This window comes from Streptomyces sp. IBSBF 2435 (assembly GCF_036815005.1).
In the GTDB taxonomy this organism is placed as follows: domain Bacteria; phylum Actinomycetota; class Actinomycetes; order Streptomycetales; family Streptomycetaceae; genus Actinacidiphila.
In genome coordinates, this window is sequence record NZ_JAJSYW010000366.1 from 1 (window position 1) to 2,419 (window position 2,419).

Here is a 2,419-nt window from a genome sequence, read left to right on the forward strand (position 1 = left end):
CCGCGCTGCAAGGCCAACAGCCGTTCCCACCCGCCCGGCCTCGCCACACACCCGCACCAGTCCTCGGCGCTACCAACGCCGAGGACCACGCACGCGGGACCGCTCCATCCACCGCCCATCCCACCAGTCAGCACGGCAGCGCGTTGCCCCGCGCCGCCGAGAGAAGAGACTCCATGCCCACCCCCATATCCGCCGTGGAGCGGAAATGGTTCACCACCGCCGAGGTCGCCGACATGCTCGGCTTCGGCCTGTCCAAGACCAAGATGCTGGTCCTCACCGGCGAGATCCGCTCCGTCGTCATCGGCCGCAACCGCCGCATCCTCCCCGCCTGGGTCGACGAGTACGTCGCACACGTCGTCGCCACCGCCGAGGAGGCAGCGTGAGTACCAAGCGAAGCAACGGCGAAGGCTCCATCTACCCCTACAAGAACGGCCACGCGGCCTACGTCTGGGTCACCAAGCCGGACGGCAAGCGCGCCCGCAAGTACGTNCAACGGCGAAGGCTCCATCTACCCCTACAAGAACGGCCACGCGGCCTACGTCTGGGTCACCAAGCCGGACGGCAAGCGCGCCCGCAAGTACGTCTACGGCAAGTCTCGTGACGAGGTGCACGACAAGTGGATCAGGCTGCATGCCGAGGCGAAGAACGGGCCGGTGGCCACCCGGCACCGTACGGTCGCGCAGTTCCTGGCGTACTGGCTTGAGTCGATCGTGAAACCGAATCTCGCGCCGCTGTCGTACGTCTCGTACGAGGGCTGCGCGCGGCTCTACATCAATCCCCACCTGGGTGCGAGGCGGCTCGACAAGCTGACGGTGCGCGAGGTCCGGGAGTGGCTGACCAAGCTGGCCGGCACCTGCCAGTGCTGCGCTCAGGGCAAGGACGCCAAGCGGCCGAAGGAGCACGCGAATCCGGCGCGCCGACAGCGCTGCTGCGCGATCGGCGAGTGCTGCGAGTCCTACCCCTCGCGCCGGGTGGTGCAGGCTGCCCGCGACGCGCTGCGGGCCGCGCTCTCGCACGCCGTGATGGAAGAGGAGATCAGCAAGAACGTCGCCAAGCTGGTGACCGTGCCCAAGCCGCGCCGCCGGAAGATCAAGCCGTGGTCGGTCGTCGAAGCCGGGCGGTTCCTCGAACACGTCGCGCGCACCGATGATCCGCTGTGTGCGGCCTGGGTGCTGGTCCTGGCGCTGGGGCTGCGCCGTGGCGAAGTGCTGGGCCTGACGTGGAAGTCGATCGACTTCGAGGCGGGTGAGCTGTACGTCGACCACCAGATCCAGCGCGCCGGCCGGGAGATCCTGCACCGCGAGACCAAGACGGAGGACTCCGACGACTTCCTGCCGCTGCCCGAGCTGTGCCTGTCCGCCCTCCGGCTACGGCGCGAACAGCAGCTCAAGCACAAGAAGCAGGCAGGCGAGCTATGGCAGGACAGCCGGGGCCTGGTGTTCACCACGAAGTTCGGTACGCCGATCGAGCCGGGGAACATGACGCGCATGTTCGCCGGCCGTGCTCGCCGGGCGGGGGTCCGGGTGATTCCGCTGCGGAACACCCGTCACACGTGCAGCTCGCTCCTGGTGGCGCTCAAGGTCCACCCGAAGATCGCGCAGCGCATCCTGCGGCACTCGCAGATCGCCATGACGATGGAGGTCTACGCCGAGGCCAGTGAGGAAGAGGTGCGCGACGCGCTGCGGCAGCTCTCGGAGGCCATGGGCAAGGGCTGAGCGAGGCGGTTGCTGTACTTCGCTGCTGTACGGCAAGAAAAAGGCCCCTGGGGATGAATCCCTGGGGGCCTTTGACCTGCTGTGCACTCGGCAGGATTCGAACCTGCAACCTTCTGATCCGTAGTCAGATGCTCTATCCGTTGAGCTACGAGTGCGGAGCTGCTTCGCGGCGGTTTGGGCCGGTCGGCGTTGCGGTGACAACATTACATGAGGTCGGGCGGGACGTGAAATCGGTAGACGCGGTGGGCGGGGGAGGGGCCGGGAACGGGGAAACCCCGCCGTCCGAGGGGACGAGCGGGGCTCCGGAAGAAGGTGGCGGAGGCGGAGGGATTTGAACCCTCGATGGACGGTAAAGCCCAAACCGCATTAGCAGTGCGGCGCCATAGACCGGACTAGGCGACGCCTCCTGGTGCAACCCGGGTGAGCGGGTGCGTGTGCAGATGATGGCACAGCCCTGCGGGCTGCGACCAATCGCAGACTACGGTACAAGGCCGCCGGTCGGGAGAGCAAAGGGGTTGGCCCGGGCGGAGCGGAGGAAGCGGGGCCGGTGCGGGGGCGGCGCGCCCACGAACGGGTGAAATGGGCAGATTGCAGGGCTCTCGCACGATAAGGAGAGGCATGCTTCCAGTCAGCCTCCGCGTCAGTTCCCAGCGCCGCCAGGCCAGCCCCCTGGCCGGCACTCCCGCCGGCCCCGGCTCCAGCCC

General features: G+C 67.9%; 2 protein-coding genes and 2 tRNA genes. 2 read left to right on the plus strand and 2 right to left on the minus strand.

All coding sequences use genetic code 11. From position 1 onward, the window contains the following. Positions 1 to 173: 173 nt before the first annotated feature. Together V7E46_RS33410 and V7E46_RS33415 are read left to right on the plus strand one after the other, a co-directional pair. Entirely contained in the window at positions 174 to 383 is a 210-nt protein-coding gene (locus V7E46_RS33410) for an excisionase family DNA-binding protein (RefSeq protein ID WP_333771908.1), read from the plus strand. A 123-nt stretch (positions 384 to 506) separates the two neighbouring features. Further along, positions 507 to 1,715, plus strand: coding sequence for a tyrosine-type recombinase/integrase (locus tag V7E46_RS33415; protein ID WP_333771909.1), 1,209 nt, complete (start codon positions 507 to 509; stop codon positions 1,713 to 1,715). An 82-nt stretch (positions 1,716 to 1,797) separates the two neighbouring features. On the opposite strand, the gene V7E46_RS33420 is transcribed toward V7E46_RS33415, so the two are convergent. Together V7E46_RS33420 and V7E46_RS33425 are read right to left on the minus strand one after the other, a co-directional pair. Then, positions 1,798 to 1,870 (minus strand) — tRNA-Arg (locus tag V7E46_RS33420). Between the two features lie 158 nt (positions 1,871 to 2,028). Then, a tRNA-Ser gene (locus V7E46_RS33425) sits at positions 2,029 to 2,122 on the minus strand. Positions 2,123 to 2,419 lie beyond the last annotated feature (297 nt).